The 24,769-nt window shown below is 52.5% G+C and carries 17 protein-coding genes; 15 read left to right on the forward strand and 2 right to left on the reverse strand.

Features of this window, described 5'->3' with window-relative positions:
• Positions 1-342 precede the first annotated feature (342 nt).
• Entirely contained in the window at positions 343-687 is a 345-nt protein-coding gene (locus BD749_RS16995) for a hypothetical protein (RefSeq protein ID WP_101446537.1), read from the reverse strand.
• Between the two features lie 93 nt (positions 688-780).
• On the reverse strand, positions 781-1,761 hold the full coding sequence (locus tag BD749_RS17000) for a DUF3078 domain-containing protein (RefSeq protein ID WP_245869370.1): 981 nt from the start codon (positions 1,759-1,761) through the stop codon (positions 781-783).
• A 200-nt stretch (positions 1,762-1,961) separates the two neighbouring features.
• Between BD749_RS17000 and BD749_RS17005 the strand changes: the two genes are divergently transcribed.
• From BD749_RS17005 to gcvH, 15 genes are all read left to right on the forward strand, one after another.
• Entirely contained in the window at positions 1,962-2,744 is a 783-nt protein-coding gene (locus BD749_RS17005; protein ID WP_101446539.1) for an enoyl-CoA hydratase/isomerase family protein, read from the forward strand.
• Between the two features lie 103 nt (positions 2,745-2,847).
• Positions 2,848-4,341, forward strand: coding sequence for a lipopolysaccharide biosynthesis protein (locus BD749_RS17010; RefSeq protein ID WP_101446541.1), 1,494 nt, complete (start codon positions 2,848-2,850; stop codon positions 4,339-4,341).
• A gap of 16 nt (positions 4,342-4,357) precedes the next feature.
• Positions 4,358-4,807: a dUTP diphosphatase gene (gene dut, locus BD749_RS17015; protein ID WP_101446543.1), complete on the forward strand. Its 450-nt coding sequence runs from the start codon at positions 4,358-4,360 to the stop codon at positions 4,805-4,807.
• A 156-nt stretch (positions 4,808-4,963) separates the two neighbouring features.
• On the forward strand, positions 4,964-5,971 hold the full coding sequence (locus BD749_RS17020) for a sugar phosphate nucleotidyltransferase (RefSeq protein WP_101446545.1): 1,008 nt from the start codon (positions 4,964-4,966) through the stop codon (positions 5,969-5,971).
• Between the two features lie 12 nt (positions 5,972-5,983).
• Positions 5,984-7,756, forward strand: a complete 1,773-nt coding sequence (locus BD749_RS17025) for a tetratricopeptide repeat protein (RefSeq protein WP_245869373.1) — start codon at positions 5,984-5,986, stop codon at positions 7,754-7,756.
• Positions 7,749-8,492, forward strand: coding sequence for a DUF4292 domain-containing protein (locus BD749_RS17030; protein WP_101446548.1), 744 nt, complete (start codon positions 7,749-7,751; stop codon positions 8,490-8,492). Before BD749_RS17025 ends, BD749_RS17030 begins: the two co-directional genes overlap by 8 nt.
• An 83-nt stretch (positions 8,493-8,575) precedes the next feature.
• Positions 8,576-9,811: a murein hydrolase activator EnvC family protein gene (locus tag BD749_RS17035; protein WP_101446550.1), complete on the forward strand. Its 1,236-nt coding sequence runs from the start codon at positions 8,576-8,578 to the stop codon at positions 9,809-9,811.
• 735 nt (positions 9,812-10,546) lie between these two features.
• Positions 10,547-10,756 (forward strand): Sec-independent protein translocase subunit TatA/TatB, encoded by a 210-nt coding sequence (locus BD749_RS17040; protein WP_101446552.1) that lies wholly within the window; start codon positions 10,547-10,549, stop codon positions 10,754-10,756.
• 20 nt (positions 10,757-10,776) lie between these two features.
• Entirely contained in the window at positions 10,777-10,989 is a 213-nt protein-coding gene (locus BD749_RS17045; protein WP_101446554.1) for a twin-arginine translocase TatA/TatE family subunit, read from the forward strand.
• 1 nt (position 10,990) lies between these two features.
• Positions 10,991-12,427: an Asp-tRNA(Asn)/Glu-tRNA(Gln) amidotransferase subunit GatA gene (gatA, locus tag BD749_RS17050; RefSeq protein WP_101446556.1), complete on the forward strand. Its 1,437-nt coding sequence runs from the start codon at positions 10,991-10,993 to the stop codon at positions 12,425-12,427.
• A gap of 6 nt (positions 12,428-12,433) precedes the next feature.
• Positions 12,434-13,951, forward strand: coding sequence for a lytic transglycosylase domain-containing protein (locus BD749_RS17055; protein ID WP_101446558.1), 1,518 nt, complete (start codon positions 12,434-12,436; stop codon positions 13,949-13,951).
• Positions 13,952-14,249: 298 nt separating this feature from the next.
• Positions 14,250-16,523 (forward strand): NADP-dependent malic enzyme, encoded by a 2,274-nt coding sequence (locus tag BD749_RS17060; RefSeq protein ID WP_180336440.1) that lies wholly within the window; start codon positions 14,250-14,252, stop codon positions 16,521-16,523.
• Positions 16,524-17,117, forward strand: coding sequence for a Holliday junction branch migration protein RuvA (gene ruvA / locus BD749_RS17065; RefSeq protein ID WP_101446560.1), 594 nt, complete (start codon positions 16,524-16,526; stop codon positions 17,115-17,117).
• A 72-nt stretch (positions 17,118-17,189) separates the two neighbouring features.
• Positions 17,190-24,320 carry a T9SS outer membrane translocon Sov/SprA gene (gene sov, locus BD749_RS17070; protein ID WP_101446755.1) on the forward strand — a complete coding sequence of 2,377 codons (7,131 nt, stop codon included), beginning with the start codon at positions 17,190-17,192 and terminating at the stop codon, positions 24,318-24,320.
• A 58-nt stretch (positions 24,321-24,378) separates the two neighbouring features.
• A complete protein-coding gene (gene gcvH, locus BD749_RS17075; RefSeq protein ID WP_101446562.1) occupies positions 24,379-24,759 on the forward strand; it encodes a glycine cleavage system protein GcvH in 381 nt (126 codons plus the stop codon).
• The last annotated feature ends 10 nt before the right edge of the window (positions 24,760-24,769 follow it).

Raw genomic sequence — 24,769 nt, forward strand, 5'->3', positions numbered from 1 at the left:
AAATCCTTAAGCTGACGGGATTGACCCTAGCCCCACCCTTCAACTTTAAAAACGCTGTTCGGGACATCCATATCCCGAAGTACAAGTTGGGGATGTCCACATCCCCGTGTGCAGTTAGATGCGAGACTGGTCATCTGCAGCGATTGGGATGCAGACTGCTTAATTAGAATGGGCTACAATTAGCTGGGAGGTCTCTCTTAAATTCTACGCTCACGCAATTGGATAGCTCTATACCTTGAGCTTAAACTGCATGAGGCACCTGGACGGGCTATACCTGAGCAAAAAAAAGACCCCGCCTGAAATAACACAGACGGGGACTTTTGCTGATTTACAGCAAGTTTGTTACAATGAATACCGGGCCAAACGGCGCTTGTCACGCTTGTGCTTGCGGTGCATTTCCTTCTCTTTCTTCAGGATGGCCTCCATGCGCTTGCTTCCTTTGATGCGATCTTTGGTGAAGCGGGTGCGGCTCGAGTTCTCATACGCGTTCCAGCGTGTATCCATACCGGCAGCGCGTGCGCCCACGGCATCAACAGTAGTACCTTTTTCCTGCACACGAGCAGTGCCCCAGTATTCGTCTTTCCCGGAGCTCATCGTGTTGCTCGAAGAACTCGAAGTCTGCGCCATTGCATCAGACACAAACAAGAAGAAAGCAAGAGAAAATAGCAACGATATGATTCTTTCCATAAATCCACTTTTGACAATGTACCTATACAACGTACTTCGCACACTAAAGTATATATTTTTAGCGAATAACAAGAAGTGTGCGACAAAAGTTTACTATTCGAATTTATAAGAAAATCCTATTCCCAGGGTTTCCTTCAATTGCAGTCGAGGTCCCTTTCCGTCTATAGTACCATCTCCGCTACGGTCCACATCAATCAGGATATCATCGTCGTAGATCATGTGCACAAAGAGACTGGCCGACAAGAACTTATTCACTTTGAAGTTCACCAGGTTTTCCCAGCTCACATCAATATTTTTGGCATTGTGCAGGTAGTTAGAAAACAAATCTGCCTTGGACTGTAGGATCACATTCTTAAAAATTTCATCGCGAAAGCGCACGTTCACAAAGCCCCCAAACTCTTCCCGAAAACGCTCCCCGGTGCCAGGTATCAGCAGCCCCTCCAGATCGCGTTGGGCGGGCTCCACGCCAAATGCACCATAGTCGGCCATACGCTGGTTGAGCACCGCGGTAAATTTGCCTGTGAAAGGAGAAATGAAGACCGAGAGCTTGGTGTTCGGCTTGTAGTCCATACCAATAGAAGCCAACACAAAGGCGGGCGCCATGAAGTCGGAAATCACAGAGTCGCGCTCCGGCGTATAGGTTGGGCTGATCTGCGTGCGGGTGTTGAGCTGCGCCGTGTAAAACCATTTGCTCGAAGCCTGTCGCCCATACTTCAGGTTCAGCTCCAACCGATCATCGCTTTTGCGGAGGCGCTGCTCCTGCAGTTTCACCGTGCCGTAGGTCAGGTCCAGGGTGTTGTTCCAGGTGTTTTTTCCTTTTTTGTAATTGCCATAGAGATTCAGAATCCCCAGCGCCGACAGCGAACTCTGACCGCCAGCCGCCCAGTTGCTCAGACTCACCTGACTGAAATTGACTGTGCCCGTTCCGCCAAAGTCCCAGTTGTTGGGCTCCGCTGTGGTATCGGCCGGAGGGTTTTGGACAGGAACCGGAATGGCCTGAGCAGAGGCAGTGTTTAAGCTAAAATGCGGAATGAGTATAAAGAGGGCAAGAATGCGTAATAAAGACCTCAGCATGAAATACAAGGTATAAAGTGGGCGTAATTTGTTTCGAATTCCGCAAATATAACAAAACAAGGCAGGGGTGCCGAAGCCAGCGCGAAACTTTAGGGAAGTGGTGATTTGAACTGGGCCATTGCCGGATTGCATTTTAGGGATTTAGCTAAATCACCACTATATTTGCTGCTGTTATATAAACATCCATACAGCATTAAATTATGTCTTTATACGAAAACCTGCTGCTCAATCTCGAGAATGGCATTCTGATCATCACCATTAACCGTGCAGATAAACTCAATGCCCTCAACATTGACACCATCAAAGAGATAAAGGCGGCCATCCAGCAAGTGTATGACGACCCTGCCGTGAAGGGCGCTATCTTTATCGGTGCCGGTGAGAAAGCCTTTGTGGCGGGTGCCGACATCTCGGAAATCGCGGAACTGAGCGACGTGAACGCACGCGGCTTTGCAGAGCGCGGCCAGGAGGTTTTCAGCATGATCGAGCGCTGTACCAAACCCGTGATTGCGGCCGTAAACGGCTTTGCACTAGGCGGCGGCTGCGAACTGGCCATGGCCTGCCACATGCGTGTTGCCAGCGAGAGCGCCCGTTTTGGTCAGCCGGAAGTAAACTTAGGCCTTATACCTGGCTACGGTGGCACACAGCGCCTGACGCAGCTTATCGGCAAAGGCAAAGCCATGGAGCTGATGATGACGGCCGACATGATCGGTGCGGCAGAGGCCAAAGCGCTCGGACTGGTGAACCATGTGGTGCCAGCTGTGGAGCTGATGCCGAAGTGTATGGAAATCTTGAGCAAAATCCTGACCAAGGCACCGCTTGCCATTGGTTTGGTGATCGACTGCGTGAACGCGGTATACGACAAAGACGAGGACGGCTACCAAACAGAGGCGAACTCGTTTGCCCGCTGCTGCTCTTCGGAAGATTTCGTGGAAGGAACCAATGCATTCCTGGAGAAGCGCAAGGCTGTTTTTAAAGGCGCATAATCCTATACCTGCAGCAACGCGCTATACCTGACATAAAAGGCAGGTATAGCGCGTTCTGTCTTTTTGAACTCATACCTATACCTATCTGCCCCAAAACAAACGCATGAGCATCGCCAAAAAACTGGTCGGGCAAACCGCTGCCTACGGACTGAGCAGCATCGTGGGCCGCGCGCTCAACTATCTGCTTGTACCGGTCTATACCCGGGTGTTTTTGCCGGAGGAATATGGGGTGGTTTCTTACCTGTATGCTTTTGTCGCCTTCTTCAACGTGGTGTATACCTACGGCATGGAGACGGCTTTTTTCCGTTTTGCCAATAAACCGGAGCAAGACCCCAAAACGGTTTATAACAGGGTGCTGAGTGCCATTCTGGTCAGCAGTACCGTCTTCACAGGCATACTGTTGCTCTTTTCGCAGCAGATAGCGGATTACATTGGCTACCCCGAACACCGGGAGTACATCGTCTGGCTGGCGGTAGTGCTGGCAATTGATGCACTGGTGGCTATACCTTTTGCCTGGCTACGCCATCAGAACAAAGCCATCAAGTTTGCCTCCATTAAGCTGGCGAACATCCTACTCACAGTAGGAGCCAATCTCTTTTTCCTGGTTTTACTGCGGCATATCTACGAAGGGCAATACCTGCAGAGTCTGCAACCACTGGCAGCCTACCTGTATAATCCGGACTTTGGTGTCGGTTATATCTTCTTGATAAACCTGGTGGCCAACGCCCTGCTTATACCGATGCTATGGAAGGAGCTGCGTATTTTCCGATTCAGGCTGGATGTGGAACAGCTCAAGCCGATGCTGCAATATGCCTGGCCACTCCTGTTCATGGGCCTGGCAGGTATGGTCAACGAGGTGATCGACCGTATTCTATTGGAACGGTACCTTCCCGAGGGCTTTTACCCGGGCACGAGCAACATGGCGGCTGTAGGTATATACAGCGCCTGCTACAAGCTCGCCATTTTCATGACGCTCACCATACAGGCTTTCCGCTATGCGGCTGAGCCATTCTTCTTCTCACAAGCCAAAGAGAAGGAATCGCCACAGGCCTTTGCCCTGGTCATGAAATGGTTTGTGATCGCCTGTGCTTTCATCTATTTGTTCATATCGACTAACCTGGAGGATTTCGCATTGCTGATCGGACCTGAGTATCACGAGGGCCTGATGGTAGTGCCGGTGCTGCTACTGGCTAACCTGTTTCTCGGCATTTATTACAACCTCACCGTCTGGTTCAAGCTCACGGACAAAACGCATTTCGGGACTTACATCAGCTTTGGCGGTGCAGCCATTACCATCGTCTTCAACCTACTGCTTATACCTGTGCTGGGCTACATGGGCTCTGCCATTGCCACACTTCTTTGCTATACAGGTATGGCGCTGGCCACCTACCTGCTGGGCAACGTGCACTACCCAATCCCTTACCCTGTCAAAACCATTCTGGGCTACATCGCACTGGCCACGGTGCTGGTGCTGGCGGCCTATCTTATACCTGTCGAGAACTTCTGGCTGCGCCATGCATACCATTTGGCCTTATGTGGCGTTTTCCTGACGGTGGTCTGGCTGCGGGAGCGGTCCTACTTTCTAACTAAAAAATAATCTTTATCTTTAATAGATGAACAAGACGAACGTACCGGTTAAAGTCATTAACCAATCCAAACATGCGCTGCCGGCTTACCAGACTGAGCACTCGGCAGGTATGGACCTGCGCGCAAACTTAGAAGCACCCATTACGCTCAAGCCTTTGCAGCGTGCCCTTATACCTACCGGCCTTTTCATTGAGCTGCCCGAAGGACACGAGGCGCAGATCAGACCCCGCTCCGGCCTGGCTTACAAGCATGGCATTTCCATCGTGAACAGCCCGGGCACTATTGATGCCGACTACCGCGGTGAGATCAAGGTGCTGCTGGTGAATTTATCGGATCAGGATTTTGTGGTAGAAGACGGTGAGCGAGTGGCGCAGATGGTGGTGGCCCGCTACGAGCGTGTGGCCTGGGCCGAAGCCGAAGCATTGACAGATACCGAACGTGGCGCTGGCGGTTACGGCAGCACCGGCAACAAGTAAATCACCCACTCAGCCTGACAACATCAGGTATAACTTGTCCTTATTCTTCTTTTTAGTGGGGGCTTAAACCAAACATTCAAAATACAGTATTAATCAAAACCAATGGTGGCCGGGCTTCTCGCCCGGTTACATTTTTCAATCCATAAACAAATAGCTATGAGGATTATTGTACCTATGGCAGGTATGGGCAAGCGCATGCGCCCACACACACTTACTATTCCTAAACCGCTTATACCTATCGCAGGCAAGCCCATCGTGCAGCGCCTGGTAGAAGACATTGCCAAAGTATGCCACGAGCCAATCGAGGAAGTGGCTTTCATCATCGGTCATTTCGGTGAGGCTGTGGAGCGCGACCTGAAAGGCATTGCCGAGTCGGTAGGCGCCAAGGGCAGCATTTATTACCAGGAAGAAGCGTTGGGCACGGCACACGCCATTATGTGCGCGCAGGATTCACTGGAGGGCAAGGTGGTAGTGGCTTTTGCCGACACTTTGTTCAAAGCCGACTTCCAGCTCGACACTAACGCGGACGGTACCATCTGGGTACAGCGCGTAGAGGATCCGCGCCCGTTTGGCGTGGTAAAGCTGGGTGACAGCGGCGAAATCACCGACTTTGTAGAGAAGCCGCAAGAGTTCGTGTCGGACATGGCCATCATCGGCATCTACTACTTCAAAGACGGCGCTTACCTGCGCAGCGAGCTGCAATATCTCCTCGACAACGACATCAAAGACAAGGGCGAGTACCAGCTGACGAATGCGCTGGAGAACATGAAAAACAAAGGCACGAAATTTATTCCGGCAGTTATTTCAGAATGGCTCGATTGTGGCAATAAAAACGCAACCGTTTACACAAATCAACGCTATTTAGAGTATATCAAAGACGAGAAGGACTTAGTGGCTTCGTCGGCCCAGATCCAGAACTCCGTGATTATACCGCCCGTGTATATCGGAGAGAATGCCGTGATTCACAATTCAGTGGTAGGCCCGCACGTTTCCATAGGAGACAACACCAGCGTACTCGAGTCTATTGTGAGCAACTCGATTGTTCAGAAGGACTCCACCATCAAAAACGGAAACATAGCAAACTCAATGGTAGGTAATTTTGTTTCCTATGAAGGTCGCCAGTCGGACCTGAGCCTTGGCGACTACAATACGCTCAAAGATTAGCATACCCATTTTATGACCCGATTCAGAAACATTGTGCTCGCTACTTGCTGCCTTGCACTGGTCGCGACCGGCGAAAGCCAGGCCCAGTCTAAGAAGAAAAAGAAAAAGGGCAAGGAGAAGGCTGAGACCGAGCAGGTAGCTATACCTGCGCCGCAGCCCGAACCGAGCGAGCAGGAGAAGCTGCTGAGCGAGGCATTGTTTCTGGAGGGCATGAAATTTTTTATGCTGGAGGACTACAAGCAGGCGCTTAGTCAGTTCCAGAAGGCATACGCCGTTACCCCCAACAACGCGGCACTCAACTACAAGCTGGCCGAAACATACCTGCTGATGGAAAACCCGAAAGCGGGCCTTTCCTTTGCGCAGGCCGCCATAGCCAACGATACCCAAAACCCATACTATTACCTGCTGCTGGCACAGCTGCACGCTGAACAGAAACAGTATACCGAGGCAGCCCAGGCCTACAACGACCTGATGCGCAACGTGCCCGACCAGGAGCAGTACCTCTTCAACCTGGCAGAGCTATACCTGGCGCAGTCCAAGTACGACGACGCGCTGAAGACATACGACCGCATCGAGAAAAAATACGGGGCGCTGGAGCAACTCTCCATGAACCGCCAGCAGATCTACCTGCGCCAGAAGAACATAGGCAAGGCCATTGCCGAAGGCGAAAAGCTGATTGCCACCAATCCCACCGAGATTCGCTACCTGCTGGCCCAGGCTGAGCTCTACAATGCCGGTCAAAAACCGGACATCGCCATCGAAACGCTTCACCGCGCCCTGCGCATCGAGCCGAACAACCCCTTTGCTCACTTGATGCTCTCAGACCTGCACCGCCAGAAAGGCAACCTGGAGGAATCTGAGAAACAGGTGAAGATCGCCTTCGCCAGCACCGACCTCGATATCGATACTAAAGTGCGCATCCTGGTGGATTTTATCCGGCAGCTACCCAACCCGGCCATAGAAGGTATAGCCTTGGAGTTGGCGGACTTGACCATCTCCTCTCACCCCGAGGAAGCAAAAGCCTATGCAGTCGCCGGCGACCTGCAGACCATTATCGGCAAAAAAGAAACCGCCCGTGGCAACTACATCAAGGCGGTGAAACTGGATGACTCGCACTTTAAGATCTGGCAGCAGATCGTATTGCTAGATGCCGAGCTGGGCGAGTCAGCAGATTTGGTAAAGCACTCGGAGCAGGCGCTGGAGCTATTCCCGAACCAGGCCGTTTTTTGGTTTTATAACGGCACCGGCCACCTGATTGAGAAGAATTTTGACCGTGCTGCTAAGTCCCTGGAGCATGGCAAGCGCCTGTCGGTAAGCGAGCCGGAGTTGGTGGCGCAGTTTAATGCGCAGCTAGGCGATACTTATAATTCCATAAAGGAGTATAAAAAGTCGGACGAGGCATATGAGGCTGTGCTGTCGCATGACCCAAACAATGAGCACGTGCTCAACAATTACAGCTACTTTTTGTCGCTGCGTGGCGAGCAACTGCCCAAAGCCAAAGCCATGGCCGGCCGACTGGTAGAGCAACACCCTGCCAACCCAACTTATCTTGACACCTATGCCTGGGTGCTGTACAAAATGGAAGACTACGAGGGAGCATTGAAATATCTGGAACAGGCCATTGCGGTTTCGGAAGATGCCACCATTGTAGAACACTACGGTGATGTACTGTTCAAGCTGGGCAAGCGCGACGAGGCGGTGCGACAGTGGGAAAAGGCCAAGCTAAAGGGCGAGGCCTCCGCTTTCCTTGACAGGAAGATAAAAGAAAAGAAACTCTATGAATAAACAGCTCATGCTATACCTGCTGGGTATAGTCCTGCTTTCTGCCTGCAAAAAAGAAACGATCCCTTCTGCCGCTACCGCTGCTACCGAAACCGTTGGCAGCGTCTCTGTCCAAAATCTGGAATTCACCTACCTGAATGCCCGGGGCCAGCTCAAGTTTGATGACAAGGGCCAGAGCACATCGTCGGGCTACGCCCTGCGCATGCAAAAAGACAGTGTGATCTGGATCTCAGTACTGCCCGGCTTGGGTATAGAGGCCGCCCGCATAAAGCTCACACCTGACTCGGTGTACATGATGAACCGCATCCAACGCGAGTACGCGGCCACCGACTACGCTTTCCTAAGCAAGCGCTTCAACGTGGCGCTCGACTTTCAGGTGGTGCAAGCCATCCTGCTGGGCAACTACCAGGCCAATGGCGCCGAAAAAGCCACCAATCAGGGGCAGATGCAACATGTGCAGCAACTTCGTGAGAACCTGCTCTTCGATTACTTTATCAGTTCCGAAAACCTGAAACTGCAGCAGCTGAACGTGAAAGACCAGCTTTCCGGCAACAGCATTGTGGTGCAGTACGAGAGCTTCCAGCCCTTGGGCGAGGTGCCGTTCGCGCACAATATGCTGGCGCAGATTTTGCAATCGGGCCAGGTCTCTGATTTCAGTTTGAACCACAGCAAAGTCACCGTTTCGGAGCAGAGCCTCGAGTTTCCTTTCAGCGTTCCTTCTGGTTACAAGCGCCTTTAGCCGAATAAAATCCGCAGGGTTCTGGTTCGGGCCATTTAGTTTTACCATATTTGTAGGCTAAGTGTAGTATACCCCTATTTCTGATGAAGGCCCTTTACAAATCAGCCTTTTTCCTGATCTTTTTGCTGTTGCCTTTGGTTACCCAAGCCCAGAAACAAAAATCGAAGGCGCAGCTCGAGAAAGAGAAAAAGGAAAACCTTAACCGTATTAAAGAAGCAAACCGCATTCTGCAGCAAACCAAGGTGCAGAAGGAGGCTTCTATTGGCCAGCTCAATGCCATTCAGGAAAAGATTGCCGTACAGAAAGGCGTGATCAACACCATCTCCCGTGAAATTCAGCTGCTGGAATCGGGCATGAAAGAAACAGAAGGTATAGTAGGCGAACTGCAGGCCGACCTTGAGAGCCTGAAAGCCGAGTATGCGACTATGGTATACGCTGCCTCCAAGACTGCCAACAGCTACAACAAGCTCATGTTCGTGTTCGCCGCCGAATCATTTAACCAGATGGTGCGCCGTCTGCGCTACCTCCAGCAGTACTCCGAAGCCCGTAAGAAACAGGTAGAGCAGATTAACAAAGTACAGCTGGCCCTGACAGGCCAGTTGCGCACACTGGAGTCGCAACGCGAGGAGAAGCGCGGCCTGCTTAACAAGCAAATGGCCGAAAACAGAAACCTTGTCTCCCTTCGGGCCCAGCAGGACGGCATGATCCAGAAGCTCAGCCAGCAGGAAACCCAACTGAAACAAGAAGTTGCCCAACGTCAGCAGGCCATCCGAAAGCTGGATAACCTGATTGCCGATATCGTGAAAGAGGAGATGGCCCGTGCCGCTCGCGCTGCCCGTGAAGAAGGACGCGCCACCAGCGGAAGTGCCAACAAAATCACGCTCACTCCGGAAGCTGCCCTGATTTCATCCTCCTTTGCAGGCAACCGCGGCCGACTGGCCTGGCCTGTAGACCGGGGCTTTATCTCGCAGAAGTTCGGGCGCCACAATCACCCTGTGTTGAAGGGAGTGGTGGTAGAAAACAGAGGAATTGACATTCAGACCGGCCAGGGAGAGCCAGCACGTGCTATTTTTGAAGGCAAGGTGTTAACGGTGGCCAGCGTGCCGGGCATGAACAACATTGTGATGGTGCAGCACGGCGAGTACTTTGTGGTTTACGCCAAGTTGCGCACCGTTAGCGTGAAAGAAGGGCAGGACGTGAAGCAGAAAGATGTGATCGGCACGGTTTACACCGACTCAAACGGCACCACCGAACTGCAGTTCCAGATCTGGAAAAACAACACCAACTTAAACCCTGAAAGCTGGATCAGGCCAAAGTAGAGCTCTTGTTATATCGATCGGCACATAAAAAAGCGCAGCGACCATTCAGGGAATTGGTTCGCTGCGCTTTTTGGCTTTCATAGTAAGACAGGCTGAAGGTTACCCCCCTAAAAGAAAAAACACCCTACAAAGCAGGGTGCCTTTCCAAGCTATGAAAACAAACTTAAAATTATAATTATACACTTTCTCCTGTTAGGAGGGCTGTGTTAAATTTCTAAGGATTAATTTACAACCTTTTCACTACACTTGCAAACAGAAGATTAAAAAAACTTAATATTTATTTTCTGCTTAACTTGCTGTTCCAACTCCCGCCTCGGTTAGGCGGCTTCGTGCATTTCAGTTGTACAAGGCATATTACAAGTAGCTTGCCAAAAATGCCAGAAACACCAATCAGCTGATTATCAGGCATAATTCATCTCGGCACAGCATGCATTTTTCCCTATATTGGAAATATTTTTTCCATTTTGGGAAAAACGCGTAAGTAATAATAGCGTGAAAGGCAGTGTCTGCTCTAAAAAATTAAAAATATATTTGATCCTCTATACGCCCCTGTAGGCATGAAGTTGCAACTGAATTGCGTCCGACCCAGGTATAGCATTCGGGCGGCGCGTCCTGCCCCCTGCTCAGGCTGAATTTGAAGATAATGAACTACCGGTAAACTAATGTCGACAAATGTGGGTTTAATTAAAATATAAGCTTTATTTTTGCAGCAATTCATCTTAAAATTTTAAGAACATGGTACTTACCAACACACTAGCATTTATCCAGAACATTGGGGGCGGTTCTTTAATACTGATCCTTGTGGTGATTCTGCTTCTTTTTGGAGCAAAGCGCATTCCAGAGCTTGCAAGAGGCCTGGGACGTGGTATCCGCGAGTTCAAGGACGCCACCAATGAGATCAAAGATGATCTGGAAAAGTCAACAAAAGACACGCCAGTTAAGTAATTTTTTCGGCATAACGCTTTATGATACTTAGTGCAATTCTCCTCTTCCTGGCAGACCTGGGAGGAGGAGAAATTCTTGTTGTACTAACCGCAGTACTCCTGCTTTTTGGCGCCGATAAACTTCCAGGCATGGCACGTTCTGCCGGCCGCGGTCTCCGTAGCTTTAACGATGCCAAAAACGAAATCCGGAACGAACTAGAGCGTTCCATCAAGGACATAAAAAAGCCTGAATAGCTTGAAACCATACCATTCTCTTCGTGACATTCGCAGCGATATTGCCAACGGGCAAGTTTCGTGCAGACAACTGGTAGAGCACTACCTTCATAACATCAAGCAGCAGCCCGAGCTAAACGCCTTCCTCGAAATCTTTGAGGAGGAGGCATACGCCCAGGCTGACGCCGTAGACAAGAAACTCGCTTCAGGCCATGCCGGTAAACTGGCAGGTATGGTGATCGGCCTGAAAGACGTGCTGGCCTATGAAGGCCATAGCCTGCAGGCTTCCAGCCAGATCCTGAACGGTTTCAAATCACTCTATACCGCCACCGCGGTACAGCGCCTGCTTGCTGAAGATGCTATTATCATTGGTCGCCAGAACTGTGACGAATTTGCAATGGGCGCCTCTAACGAGAATTCTTCCTTCGGCCCTGTGCTAAACGCCGACGACAAAACCCGCGTACCGGGCGGCTCGTCCGGTGGATCGGCCGTGGCTGTGCAGGCAGACCTTTGCCTGGCTTCCATCGGTTCTGACACAGGTGGCTCTGTGCGCCAACCAGCCTCTTTCTGTGGTGTGGTAGGTCTCAAGCCTACCTATTCACGCATTTCCCGCTATGGCCTTATTGCCTATGCCTCTTCTTTCGACCAGATCGGTGTTATTTCGAAAAGCGTAGAGGATGCAGCGCTGCTATTGGAAGTAATGGCAGGCAGCGACGAATATGACAGCACTGTAAGCCACCGCCCGGTGCCGGCGTACAGCCAGATGCTGCAAACCGACAAGAAATACAAAATTGGTTATATCCGCGACTGCTTCGAAAGCGAAGGTCTGGACGCCGAGGTGAAAGAAAGCATCCTGGGCGTGAAAGACATGCTGCAAGAGGCAGGCCATGAGGTAGAGGCTGTGGAGTTTCCATACCTGGACTACATGGTGCCAACTTACTACATCCTTACCACAGCAGAAGCCAGCTCCAACCTAGGCCGCTTTGACGGGGTGAAGTATGGCTACCGCAGCGAGAATGCCACCGACCTTACCTCCCTTTACAAGAAAACACGTGCCGAGGGCTTCGGTCCGGAGGTGCAGCGCCGTATTATGCTGGGCACCTTCGTGCTGAGTGCCGACTACTACGACGCTTACTATACCAAAGCGCAGCGTGTGCGTCGTCTCATCAAAGAGAAGACCGATGAGTTGCTGCAAAATTATGATTTTCTTATATTGCCTACCGCTCCTACTACGGCCTTCAGGCTAGAGGAGAATACGGCGAATCCGTTGGCCATGTATTTGGCCGACATCTTTACGGTTCAGGCCTCGCTTGCTGGTGTTCCTGCCATCTCTATACCGGTAGGTCGCGATGCCAATGGCCTTTCCATCGGGTTGCAACTTATGACCCGCTCATTTGAGGAGCCGCAATTGCTCGCTTTCTCAAATTACATACTGGACAAGCTAACCGTTGAAGCATAAATTATAATGACGCAGTTTAGACTCTTTACAGTACTTGCAGCACTGGTTGGAAGTATGTGGGCTTCCCATGCCCAGGCTTCTGACTATACGATCAGGTTCGAAAGGTTCACAGACGAGGATTCCCTGAAGAAACCTCTGGCAAACAACACGTTCCTGTCAGACGAGGAACTGGCGCTGCTCGTGGAATACATCCCCTACGAACCTGATGATGTGATTCAGGACAGGCTGAGCTGTATTGAGGCTGACATCCCGTTGGTTTTCAACAAATTCGTGCGCAACCACATCGACTACTTCACTGTTCGTAACAGAAAGTATACGCGCACCATGATTTCCCGCGAAAATGTGTATTTCCCGATTTATGAGAAGTATCTCAAGAAATACAACATGCCGCAGGACATCAAGTACCTTTCTATTGTTGAGTCTGGCCTGAACCCGAAAGCCGCTTCCTGGGCGGGTGCGGTCGGCCCCTGGCAGTTCATTAAGTCCACAGGCAAAGAGTACGGGCTGCACCAGGACCAGCACATCGATGAGCGCATGGATGTGGAGAAATCCACGGATGCGGCGATGCGCTTTTTGAGCAGGCTATACCGCACGTATGGCGATTGGGAACTGGCGATGGCTGCCTACAACTGCGGCCAGGGCAACGTGAACAAAGCAATCAGAAGAGCGGGCGGTGGCAAAAAGACCTTCTGGGAGATCTTCCCATACCTACCGAAAGAGACGCGCAGCTATGTACCTTCCATGACGGCGGTGATCTACGCTATGAAGTATGCGCCGGAACACAACATCTTCTCGGACTCAATTCTATACGCGGCTGACTATACTCACCTCACCGTAAACCAGGCGCTTGATCTGGAGAAACTGGCAGCCGAACTGCATGTAGACACAATGGCGCTACTGGCCCTGAACCCGGAAATTAAACAAACCAAGCTGCCTGCCACTGTTCGAAATTATAAGCTGCGTGTGCCAGCCCAAGCGGCCAAGCTACTGGCAGCCGAAGAAAGCTGTATTTTGCTTGCAGCTGCTCCAACACCTCCACCTGTTAAACAGCAGCCTATCCCAACCGAAGCTCCCGTAATGCTCGCGTCTGCTTCCACGCCGGAAACATCCAAAGACAGTCTGGTACAAACGAGCTACATTGTGCAGCGCGGCGACAACCTGTATGCGATTGCCCGCAAGTACGGCGTAACAGTGGAGGATCTCAAAGAATGGAACAAGCTGGAGGGCACGGCCATAAGGGTGCAGGACAAACTGCAGGTGTGGAAGCCCGCCCCAGCTCCGAGCACAAACCAACTGGCAATGGCCACAGAGAAGCCGAAGACAAGCGCTCAAAGCAGTGCTGCTCCCAAAGCCTCATCAGCCAAGAGCCAGGCACAGGACCGCTTCATTTACCACGTACAGCCAGGCGACACGCTATGGACAATTTCGCAGCGCCACGAAGGGGTGACAGTTGAAAAAATAAAGAAGCTGAACAAGCTAAAAAACAGCGCCATCAAACCAGGGCAGCAACTCATCCTGAGCTAAGCTGACAGGTATAGGCCCAACGAAACACCCTTCCCACCGAAGGGTGTTTCGTCGTTTATGACGCTACCCGCATTATTAATTTATTGCAATACGGCACGGTGGCCAGAATCATAATCCTGGCCAGCTGGTAAAAAACACAACATTCTGCTAGAGTAAGATTTTTCAGGGCGTATCTTTGTCGATTACAGCTTTGATAAACCATAAAATCTTATCAAATTGGCTTTTGGCTTCTGCCAGGCCGGCAATGGCTAGAAGTGTGAGGGAACACTAAACACGAGACAACACAACAACGCATACCATGATTAAAGTAAACAAAGAGGACGCACTTAACTACCATATGCAGGGGCAACCTGGCAAAATTGAAGTGGTGCCGACTAAAATGCTGAGTACACAGCATGACCTGGCCCTGGCCTACTCTCCTGGGGTAGCAGAGCCCTGCAAAGAAATAGCCGCTGACAAAGAGAATGTTTATAAATATACTGCCAAGGGAAACTTGGTAGGCGTTATCTCGAACGGTACCGCCGTACTGGGTCTGGGAAATATCGGTCCTGATGCCTCCAAGCCTGTAATGGAAGGAAAAGGTGTACTGTTCAAAAAATTCGCAGGTATAGACGTGTTCGACATAGAGATCGACAGCACCGACCCCGAAGAGTTCATTCGCATTGTGAAGTCGCTGGAGCCAACCTTTGGCGGCATTAACCTAGAGGACATCAAGGCGCCGGAGAGTTTCAAGATCGAGAATGCGCTGAAGGAGCAGATGAATATTCCGCTCATGCACGACGACCAGCACGGCACGGCCATTATTTCGTCGGCAGCGCTGCTCAACGCGCTGGAGCTGGCAGGCAAAAGAATAGAGGACATCCAGATCGTGATCAATGGGGCCGGTGCCGCCGCCATTGCCTGTACCAAACTTTACGTAGCCCTGGGCGCTAAGCTGGACAACATCGTGATGTTCGACAAGGACGGCATCATCCGACCGGAGCGCAACGACCTGGACATCTACAGAGCGCAGTTTGTGACCCTGCGTAAGATCAGTACTCTGGCAGAGGCGATGGAAGGTGCTGATGTGTTCATCGGTCTTTCGGCTGGTAACGTACTGGCGCCTGAGTTCGTTAAACTGATGGCGAAAGATCCGATCATCTTTGCATTAGCTAACCCGGATCCGGAGATTCCTTACGCTGTGGCGATGGAAACCCGCGAGGACCTCATCATGGCAACGGGCCGCTCTGACCATCCGAACCAGGTCAACAACGTGTTGGGCTTCCCTTACATTTTCAGAGGGGCCCTGGACGTGCGCGCCACCGAAATCAACGAAGAAATGAAACTGGCTGCTGTGCGTGCCTTGGCTAAACTTGCGAAAGAGCCCGTTCCGGAACTGGTGCACAAAGCCTATGGAGACAATACCATATCGTTTGGCCGCACTTACCTTATACCTAAGCCGCTTGATCCACGCCTGATTACCACGGTGTCACCGGCGGTAGCCAAGGCAGCCATGGAGAGTGGCGTGGCCAGGTACCCGATCACCAATTGGGAGGCCTACGAGCAGGAACTGCAGGAGCGCATCGGTATCGACCAGAAGCTGATGACCCGTATCACCAACCAGGCGAAGAAAGATCCGAAGACAGTGGTGTTTGCAGAAGCGGACCATTACAAGATTCTGAAAGCAGCTCAGATTGTAAAAGAGCAGCGCATTGCCAACCCGATCCTGCTGGGCAACAAAGCCAGAATTGCCGCCATCATCGAGGAAACCAACCTCGACCTGCACGACTGCGTGATCATCGACCCGTACGAAGAGGACGAGAAGCGCGAGGAGTTTGCCCAGTTGCTGTACAAAAAGCGCCAGCGCAAGGGGCTTACCCTATTCGACAGCCGCCGCCAGATGCGCGACCGCAACTACTTCGGCAGCATGATGCTCGAAACAGGCGAGGCGGATGCCCTTATTTCAGGCCTTACACGCGATTACTCCAAAACGATCCTGCCTTCGCTGCAGATCATCGGGGTGGAAGACGGCATCAACAAAGTGGCAGGTATGTACATCATCCTCAACAAAAAGGAGCCGTACTTCTTTGCCGACACAACCGTAAACGTGAACCCGACCGCCGACGAGCTGGTGGACATCATCGGCCTGACTGCCCGCACCGTTCGATTCTTTGATACCGAGCCACGTATGGCGGTGCTTTCTTACTCAAACTTCGGCTCCGTGCGCGGCGATATTCCGGACAAAGGAGCTGAGGCTGTCCGCAAAGCAAAGCAGCGCTACCCTGATCTCATAATAGATGGGGAGATGCAGGCGAATACCGCCATGAATAAAAACCTGTTGCGTGAGCACTATCCGTTCAGTGAACTGGCTGAAAAAGGAGCAAATACACTTGTTTTCCCAACGCTTACATCGGGTAATATTGCCTACAAATTACTACAGGAAATAGGTGGCGCTGAGGCCATTGGCCCTGTACTGATGGGTATGCGCAAGCCGGTGCACATCCTGCAGTTGGGTAGCTCCATCCGCGAAATCGTTAACATGGTGTCCATTGCTGTCGTAGATGCTCAAAACTACAACAATAAACATATATAGATGATCGCATACATTGACGGTAAGTTAGCACTGAAAGATCCGACCTATGTCATTGTCGATGTCAATGGCATAGGTTATCAGATCAAAATATCCTTGAACACCTACTCGTCACTGCCTGAAGGGGAGCGCTGCAAGCTGCATACCTATTTGCATATCAAAGAGGATGCCCATACCTTGTATGGTTTTACAACAGCCGCTGAAAAAGACACTTTCCTGCACCTGATCTCTATTTCAGGTGTGGGCCCCAACACTGGTCTGATGATTTTGTCGTCGCTTACGGTGGATGAGGTGCAGCAGGCTATTGTGCGGGAGGATGTGCGCACGATACAGCATGTGAAGGGGATCGGGGCGAAAACCGCGCAGCGCATCATCTTGGAATTAAAAGATAAAATAAAGAAAGAATCCATGCTGGCTGGTACTACAGCAGTTCCCGTTTCTGCGCACAATACGTCACGTGCAGAAGCGTTATCAGCATTAGTTACACTAGGCTTTGCTAAGAACGTGGCAGAGAAAACGCTTGATGCCATCATCAAGCGGGAAGACAGAAGCCTGAGCGTAGAGGAACTAATAAAATTTGCCTTGAAGTCTTCTTAATCGGTAGAGCCCAACTTGATCTGGAAAAGTAAAAAAAACAGCCTGCTGTTTGCAACGGTTGCTGCTATCACTATGCTGGCATGGTGGTCGCAGGCCGCAGCATTACGCTCGCACAACAGGTATAGCACGCTTATTTTTTCAGATTTTTTCGCTCAGGATACCATTCCGCGCGATTCTTCCCGCCTGCAACCCTATATTCCGAGCCGCCGCCCGACCTTTACGCCCACCGACCGGTTGGGCAGTCCGTTTGGAACCCGCTCCGGATCCTCTCCCCTGCTGCTGGGCCAGCCTTCCAATATCGAACTGGAGATACAGCTCGACGATAGCCTGCGCCAGTACAACATAAACGAGCGCATGGGCGAGTTGAATTACCGCCTGCCCTCCACCATGTCGTGGGAGGAGTACTCGCGCTACCAGCGCCAGCAGTCCATTCGTGACTATTGGCGCACCAAATCAGCCGGTTTGGATGGCGAAAGTGTGGTAAGCGGACGCCGGCTTATTCCTAAGATCTACATTAGTCCGGTGTTCGACCGTGTGTTCGGCGGCAATTTTGTCGATATCCAGCCGAACGGAAACGTCAACCTGAAGTTCGGTGCCCGCTTCAACCGCAACGAAAACCCTTCTATACCGCTCCGCCAGCAGCGCACCGGCGACTTTGACTTCGATCAGAACATCTCGCTCAACCTGGTGGGTAAGATCGGGGAGAAAATGCGCCTCAACTTTAACTGGGACAACAACGCCAACTTCGAGTTCGAAAACAACATGAAGCTGGACTATACCGGCTTTGAAGAAGAGATCATCCGCAAGGTAGAGGCCGGTAATGTGAGTCTGCCACTGAATAATTCCCTGATAACGGGCGCTCAGAATCTGTTCGGGGTAAAGACCCAACTCCAGTTTGGCAGACTGGGCGTGACAACGATTGCCGCTAACGTGCGGGGACGCAACGACGAAGTGGTGATTCAGAATGGGGCGCAGAACAAGCCGTTTGAGATACGGGCCGACAATTACGACCGGGACCGTCATTTCTTCCTGTCGCAGTTCTTCCGGGGCCGTTATGACAGAACGCTGCAGAACCTCCCGCTGGTGAACTCCGGCATCGTGATCCGCCGCCTGGAACTGTATGTGACCAACAACAACCGCAGCACCGAGAACTTACGCAACATGGTGGCTTACATGGATTTGGGTGAAGCAGACCCATTCCGGAACCAGTTTGAGCGCAACCCGATTGCCCCGGCCAGCAACAATGCCAACACACTCTACGGTCTGATTGCCAACAACCCAAGCGCCCGCAATAACGACCAGGTGGACTCATACCTGAACAGCCTAGGCCTGCAGAAAGCCATTGACTTTGAGCATGTGCGTGCCCGCCGCCTGGACCCGCGCGAGTATAAGTTCAACCCACAGCTCGGCTACATCTCCCTCACCACGGCCCTGCTGCCCGACCAGGTGCTGGGCGTGGCTTTTGAGTATACCTACAACGGCCAGACCTATAAGGTAGGTGAGTTGATGGAGGATTACCAGAACCTGCGCGACGACCAGGTGATCCACATGAAGTTGCTGAAGGCGACCAACCCGGCACTGGACTACCCGACCTGGGACCTGATGATGAAGAACGTCTACAGCTTAGACGCAACCCAGGTAAACCGCCAGAATTTCCAGCTGCAGATCGTTTACAAAGACGATGAAACGGGCGTCGACATCACCAGTCTGAAAGAGCCGAGCCCGATTCAGAACATTCCGCTGATTGAGGTGCTCAACCTGGATAATGTCAACACAAACAACGACAAGCCCCGCGACGGCAACTTCGACTTTCTGGAAGGTATAACCATCGACCCGGAGACAGGACGCATCATCTTCCCGGTAGTAGAACCGTTTGGCTCATACCTGGCCAGCCAGTTTGAGGGGCGGCAGGATTTGATAGAGCGCTACGTGTTCCAGGAACTTTACGAACAGACACAGACGGATGCGCAGCAAAACACCCTGAAGGCGAAATTCTTCCTGAAGGGCCGCTTCCAGGCCAGTTCAACGGACGAGATCATGCTGCCAGGCTTCCGCATTGCTGAGGGCTCTGTGGCGGTATACTCCGGTGGCACACGACTGGAGGAAGGCACCGACTACCAGGTATTCTATGACCTGGGCCGTATCAAGATCCTGAACCCGAGTTACATTGCCTCAGCCAGCGACCTGCGCGTGACCTACGAAAAGGCCGAGTTGCTCAACATCCAGCCCCGTACCCTATTGGGCGCCCGCTTCGACTACCGCGTCAACAACGATTTGAACCTGGGTGGTACAGTGCTGCATTTGAACGAAAGGCCCTACATCAACCGCGTGAGCATCGGCGACGAGCCAACCAATAACACCATCTATGGTCTGGATGTGAACTTCAACCGTGAGTCGCGTTTCCTGACCAAGATGACGGACATGATCCCGTTCATCCAGACCAAAGTACCATCGAGCGTGACCTTTAGTGGGGAGTTCGCGCACCTGGTGCCATCTGCCTCCAAGTCGCCGGTAAACGAAGACGGTACCTCATACCTGGATGACTTCGAGGGAGCCGAAACCCCCTTCAGCCTTGGCGGCTTTAACAACACCACCTGGCGTCTGGCGGCCACTCCTGCCCCACTAGCGCAGGGTACCGGTCTCGAGTATGCCTACAACCGTGCTCGTGTGGCCTGGTATACCATCGACCAGATCTTTTACCGCGACAGTGAAGGCCTGCGCCCAAGCAACATCAACGACGAGGAGCTCGCGAATCACTATGTACGCCCTGTGCCTCGTTACGAGGTGTTCCCGGGCCGCGACCGGGAGATCGCCAACGCCTACGAATATACCTTCGACATGGCCTACTACCCACGGGAGCGCGGACAGTACAACTACAACCCGAACCTGGATGGGCAGGGCAGGCTGCAAAATGACCCGCGCAAGAACTGGGGCGGTATCAGCCGCGAGATTACCTTCGACACCGACTTCGACAACGCCAACGTGGAGTATGTAGAGTTCTGGTTAATGGACCCTTTCCTGACCGGACCGAGAGGACGCAAGGATGAAAACGGGAACCCGATTACGAGCAACGAAGGCGGCGAGCTGGTGATCAACCTGGGTAACGTGTCTGAGGATATTCTAAAAGACAACCGCTACGCTTTCGAAAACGGCCTGCCGACCTCTGCTACCGACAACCAGAACATGCAAACCACTGAGTGGGGCCGCGTAACCACCCAGCAATTCCTGACAGATGCCTTCTCGGCAGTGCCCGGGGCAAGAGGTTTCCAGGACATTGGTTTGGACGGCCTGGGCGACAACGCGGAGCGCGAGTTCTTCCAGAACACCTTCCTGGGCCGTATACCTGGCGGCGCACCGCAGTCTGTGCTGTCTGACCCTTCGGCCGACAACTTCCTGCACCACCTCGACGCGGCCTACGACCAACAAAATGCCGGTATATTGGAGCGTTACAAGCGTTTCAATGGTATGGAGGGTAACTCGCCGGAGCAGAGCCGCTTCTCTAACTATGCCTTCCCGGACAAAGAAGACCTGAACCGCGATAACGTGATCAGCGACCTGGAGCAGTATTACGAGTATAAAATCCGACTGCAGCCGGGCGGTATGAGCGTAGGCGAGAACTACATCGTAGACAAGATCGTGGATACCAAGACCGGTGAGGACGTAACCTGGTACCAGTTCCGTGTGCCGGTGCGCCAGCCGACGGGTAACGTAGGCAACATCAGTGGCTTCAAGTCGATCCGCTTCATGCGCATGTACATGACCGAGTTTGCCGACCCGGTGGTGCTCCGCTTTGTGCAGTTCCAGTTTGTGGCCAACCAGTGGCGTACTTTCCTGCAACCTATCACCGACGGCAACCCTTGCCTGAACTGTACCGACGACGCCCGCTCCTTTACTGTGTCGACGGTGAACGTGGAAGAAAACGGCGAAAACGCCAAAGATGAAACGATCATCCCTTATGTGATGCCGCCAGGTATAGAGCGCCTCCGCGACTATGCCGCTACCAACAACCGACGCCAGAACGAACAGGCCATGCAGCTGTGCGTGGAAGATCTGAAAGACTCCTTCTCCAAGGCCGTGTACAAGAACCTAAGCATTGACATGCTGATCTATAAGCGTCTCAAGCTGTTCCTGCACGCCCAATCACGCGACCCGAACACCCGCGACGACGATGTGCAGGCCTTTGTGCGCATCGGTACGGACTATACCCAGAACTACTACGAGTACGTGGTGCCGCTCAAGCTAACGCCACCGGGCACAAAATCACGCGAAGGTATCTGGTTGGCCGAGAACGAGATTGACGTTGCCCTGGAGGATTTTGTGAACGCCAAAGTGGAGCGAAACCGAATTGCAGGAGGCTGGGATAACCGGCGCCCTTACGAGGTGATGCTGCCAGGCGGTAAGATGATTCGCGTAGTGGGTAACCCGGATTTCAGTGAGGTGCAAAGCGTGATGATCGGTTTGCGCAACCCGACTGTGCCCGGCGAGGATGCCCGTCCGCAATCGGTTTGCGTGTGGGTGAACGAGCTGCGCGTAACCGACTTTAGAAACAACTCCGGCTGGGCCGCCAACGCCCGCCTCAACACCAAACTGGCCGACTTCGCCAACATTACGGCAACAGGCAGCTATACCACCATTGGTTTCGGCGCCCTGCAGCAGAAGATCGCGCAGCGTGCCCGCGAGAACACCGCCGTGTTTGATGTGAGCGCCAACATTGTGGCTGATAAGTTCCTGCCCGAAAAATTGGGCATCAAAGTGCCGGTGTCGGTGCAATATGGCACCATGAACAGCGCTCCGCAGTTTGACCCGCTCGACAAGGATGTGCCGCTGGAGCAGTCGCTGACCAGGTATGAGACAAACGAAACGCAGCGGGAGTACCGGCGCGAGGTGAGTACCCGCGAAACCCGGAAAAGCGTGAGCTTGCTGAACGTACGGAAAGAACGGACCAACCCGGAGGCCAAGGTGCGCCCGTACGACGTGGAGAACCTGTCGTTCTCGTACTCTTACGCCGAGCGCCTGTTCACCAACATCGAGACGGACCGCGACTTTACCCGCACCTATACCGGAGCGGTGGCCTATACCTATACCAACACACCGCGCAACTACGAGTTCTTCTCTAAGAGTGAGTCGCTGAAGTCGCCATACCTGCGCCTGATCAAAGACCTGAACTTCACGCCGCTTCCGAGCCGTTTCGCCTTCCGCGCCGACCTCGACCGCAGGTATAACGAGACCTTCCTGCAGCGTCGCGACCCAGGTTCAGGCCTGATCACCTCCAGAGGTATAGAGCCGACGTTCCAGAAGTACTTCTTCTTTAACCGCATCTACGACCTGAAGTGGGATATCAGCAAGAGCCTGTCGCTGGACTATACGGCTACCAACCGCGCCGTGGTGGACGAGCCGGACTACCGCATCAACCGCGATGTGGATTCGCTCAGGTATAAGAATAAAGTGATCTGGGATAACCTGCGCAACTTCGGCCGCAACACGAACTACAACCAACTGATCGCCGCCAACTACAAGGTGCCGTTCGAGAAATTTCCGCTTACCGACTGGCTGGGCGCCGAAACCCGCTACGCCGTTACCTACATCTGGACGGCCGGTTCTACCGCCCTGAACCAGGATGCGCCTTTCCGCTTGGGTAACACAGCTGAGAACAGCACCGAGTTTAGCGTGAACGGCCGGTTTGACATGGTGAAGCTTTACAACAAGGTGAAGTTCCTGAAGGAGGTGAACAGCCCATCGCAGCCGCAAGGCGCTCCACCGGTACCGGCACCGGGCGATACCGTTACCCGAAAGCAATCGGACATGAAACTCGCCAAGGGACTGGCGCGCTTCCTGATGATGACCCGCTCGGTGAACTTCACTTACCTGCAAAACCGCGGCACCATGATGCCAGGCTATTTGCCGCGCACCAAGATGTTCGGCTTCGACGATGGTTTCGATGCACCGGGGCTTCCGTTTATACTAGGCCGTCAGTACGACCTCGATGAGCTCTATAACCGCGCTTACAACAACGGGTGGTATACCGATAGCAGCCAGTATTTGAACACGCCGTTCAGCGGCATCAACACTGAGACCTTTACGGCAAGAGCGAACATGGAGCCGTTCCGCAACTTTAACCTGCAGCTCGATGCCCGCCGCAACATGTCTGAAATACAGGAGGTGTTTTACCGCAAGCAGTTCGACGACCTTGGCAACATCGGCACCGTAAACGAGCGCCAAAACCCGATCAACACCGGCTCTTTCAGCACCTCGTTCTTTGCACTGGGCACCATGTTTGAGTCTACTTCAGGAGGTACTTCGGAGGCGTTCGACAACTTTATCCGCAACCGTTACGAGATACGTGAGCGCCTCACCAATGCCAATGCGGCCGCTGGCGACTCAGGCTACACCCTGAACTCACAGGATGTGTTACTGCAGTCGTTCCTGTACGCTTACCAGGGGCGCGATGCCAGTGGCTTTAAGGCCAGCGGCGGTAACCCGTTCAAGCGACTGCCTATACCTAACTGGCGCATCGACTACAACGGCCTGTCGCAGCTGGCATTCTTCAAGCGCTGGTTCAACCAGGTAAACCTCACGCACTCCTACAACTCCACCTACAACGTGACAAGCTTCACGACCTCGCTGGCATACGACAACAACCCAGGCGACTACCCTACCCGTACCAACGAGTTTGGGCAGCTGATTCCGTTCTACATCGTCAACCAGCTCACAGTGCAGGAGCGTCTGGAACTGCTTGGCGTAAACTTCCGGACCAACACCAACCTGACGGGCCGCCTAGGCTACAGGATTGAGCGGAACCTGTCGCTGAACCTCACCAATGCCCAGGTAACCGAAACCAACGTGAAGGACTATACCTTTGGCTTCGGGTACGCCACCACCAACTTCCGTATACCTTTCCGGATAGGCGGTGAGCGCCGCACACTGGAGAATGAATTGACCATGCGCATGGACATGTCGGTGCGGGATAACATGACTGTGCAGCGGGCCATTGCACTAGACGAACAGGGCAATGAAGTTAGCTACAATCAGATTACCAATGGCACCCGTCAACTACAACTGCGCCCAACCATAGACTATGTGCTAAGCCAGCGCGTGAACATCCAGTTTTACCTGCTGCGCACTGTTTCTGACCCACAGATATCTACATCATTCAAGAATAGTGTGACAGAAGGTGGAGTACAGTTACGTGTTAGCCTGCAATAGTTTTTTCATTGCGAAAAAGACCGTATTTTTGGACATCATTTAACCCAAAGCAAGAGATATGAATTTACCTGACAACCTCAAGTATACCAAAGACCACGAGTGGGTGCGCGTAGAAGGCGACGTAGCTTACATTGGCATCACTGACTTCGCGCAGAGCGAGCTGGGCGACATCGTGTATGTGGACATCGACACGGTGGACAAGGAAATCAGCCAGAACGATGTGTTTGGTACAGTAGAAGCTGTAAAAACGGTTTCTGACCTGTTCAGCCCACTGAGCGGTACGGTGCTCGAGTTCAACGAGAAGCTGGACGGCAGCCCTGAGCTGGTAAACTCTGATCCTTATGGCGATGGCTGGATCATCAAACTATCTATCAACGACGCAAGCGAAGTCGAAGGCCTGTTGACGGCTGAAGGCTACCGCGAAGTAATCGGTCAGTAAGTTTGCAAGT

It is taken from the genome of Pontibacter ramchanderi (genome assembly GCF_002846395.1).
Taxonomy (GTDB): Bacteria; Bacteroidota; Bacteroidia; order Cytophagales; family Hymenobacteraceae; genus Pontibacter; species Pontibacter ramchanderi.